This window comes from Rhodococcus sp. P3_B8 (assembly GCF_056402775.1).
On sequence record NZ_JBFUGT010000570.1, the window covers coordinates 1 to 2,099 of the forward strand.

Genomic DNA, 2,099 nt, shown 5'->3' on the forward strand with positions numbered 1-2,099 from the left:
GTCTCCAGGTGATTGGAAGTCACGGTACCTGCCTTCTCCGTAAATCGTTGATTGCTGACACAGACACTAACGAAGGAGGGCGGCACCGGAGTCCCGGTGCCGCCCTACTTCGCTCAAAGCGGAAAACAACTCACAGCCGAACGCGAGAAAAACATCCCGCGACCAGCATTACTTCTGGTCTTCGCTCTCGGTGGAATCCGACGCAGCCTCGTCCGTGGACGCAGCCTCCTCGGCCTCGGCCTCACCGTTGCCGAACAGTTCGGCGGTGTCGACAGCGGCACCCGAGGTGTCGGTGACGGTGGCCTGCTCGACGACACCGGCGAGAGCCTTGCCGCGACGCACGTCCGCGAAGACGGCGCCGAGCTGACCGGCCTGCTGAATCTGCTGGATGAACTGCTCGGGCGCCATGCCGTAGCGCTGCGCCTGGAACAGGATGCGCTCGGTGAGCTCGTCCTGGCCGACGGTGACGTCGGAGGCGTCGGCGATGGCGTCCAGCAGCAGCTGGGTCTTCACCGAGCGCTCGGCGCTCTCCTTGGCGTCCTTGTCGAACTCTTCGCGGCTCGTGCCCTGCTCCTCGAGGAGCTTGTTCAGCGCTTCCTCGTCGTGATCGAGACCGTGCACGGCGTCGTGGAGTGCAGCGTCGACCTCGGCCTTGACGACAGCCTCGGGCAGCGGGACCTCGACGGTCTCCAGGAGGGTCTCGAGGACCTTGTCGCGGATCTGACCGGCCTGCTCGACCTTGCGAACGCGTCCGACGCGCTCACGCAGGTCGGCCTTCAGCTCGTCGAGGGTGTCGAACTCGCTTGCCAGCTGAGCGAACTCGTCGTCCTCGGCGGGCAGCTCGCGCTCCTTGACGGTGCCGACGGTGACGGTGACGACAGCTTCCTTGCCCGCGTGGTCACCGGCGACGAGCGTCGAGGTGAACTCCTTCGACTCGCCGGCCTTGACGCCGACGACGGCCTCGTCGAGGCCCTCGATGAGCTGACCCGAACCGACCTCGTGCGACAGACCGCTCGCGGTGGCCTCGGGAACGGCCTCACCGTCGACGGTGGCCGACAGGTCGATGGAGATGAAGTCTCCGTCCTCGACCGCACGCTCGACACCGGTGAGGGTGCCGAAGCGCTGACGCAGCGACAGCAGCTGCTCCTCGACGGCCTCGTCGGTGATCTCGATCGGATCGACGGTGACGCTCAGCTCGCTGTAGTCGGGCAGCGTGATCTCGGGACGGACGTCGACCTCGGCGGTGAACTCGAGGAGCTCGCCGTCCTCGATCTTCGTGATCTCGATCTCGGGCTGACCGATCGCCTTCACCGAGGCGCTGGTGACGGCCTCGGAGTAGCGGGACGGGAGTGCGTCGTTGACGACCTGCTCCAGGACTGCGCCACGACCGACACGGGCTTCGAGCAACTTGGCCGGTGCCTTGCCCGGACGGAAGCCGGGGAGACGGATCTGTTGCGCGAGGGCCTTGTAGGCCTTGTCGAAATCAGGCTTGAGCTCCTCGAAGGGCACCTCAACGTTGATACGGACTCGCGTCGGGCTGAGCTGCTCGACGGTGCTCTTCACGGACTGGCTCCTTCGTGTGGTCGTGCTTTTTCGGTGCGGCAGTTGCCTGCCCTGTGGTTCTGGTCGGGGTGACAGGATTTGAACCTGCGACCCTCCGCTCCCAAAGCGGATGCGCTACCAAGCTGCGCTACACCCCGGTCGAAGCCGGCTCTCGCCAACCTCGCGAGGACCCGAGGAAGAATCCTACGGCCCCCCGATTATGAAATCCAAAGCGAGGTTGGGTACAGTCACTCATCGCAGACGACATGCATGGCGATCCCAGGTTGTCGAATGCACGGGGATGTAGCTCAATGGTAGAGCCTCAGTCTTCCAAACTGATTACGCGGGTTCGATTCCCGTCATCCCCTCCACACAGGAGCGTTCCCACCCCAGGGAACGCTCCTTTTTTGTCGCGCACGGGCGGTCGCGGACGCCTCGGCTGCTATGACATGCGTCACAGGCGCACGAGACGCGCCCGCGCCTCTCTTCTGCGGACCGCTCCCCCGTTCGCCGAGCGCGTAAGCACGATTTCGGTCAGTACTCTGGGAGATGTCCGA

Annotated in this window: 1 protein-coding gene and 2 tRNA genes; 1 reads left to right on the top strand and 2 read right to left on the bottom strand. The window is 64.8% G+C overall.

What is annotated here, in order from left to right:
* Positions 1-168 precede the first annotated feature (168 nt).
* Together tig and AC1D1G_RS44650 are read right to left on the bottom strand one after the other, a co-directional pair.
* The gene (tig, locus tag AC1D1G_RS44645; RefSeq protein WP_283333580.1) at positions 169-1,563 is read right to left on the bottom strand and encodes a trigger factor; all 1,395 of its coding nucleotides are present in this window, start codon (positions 1,561-1,563) and stop codon (positions 169-171) included.
* A gap of 60 nt (positions 1,564-1,623) precedes the next feature.
* Positions 1,624-1,700 (bottom strand) — tRNA-Pro (locus AC1D1G_RS44650).
* Positions 1,701-1,839: 139 nt separating this feature from the next.
* Here AC1D1G_RS44650 and AC1D1G_RS44655 point away from each other — a divergent pair.
* Positions 1,840-1,913 (top strand) — tRNA-Gly (locus tag AC1D1G_RS44655).
* Positions 1,914-2,099 lie beyond the last annotated feature (186 nt).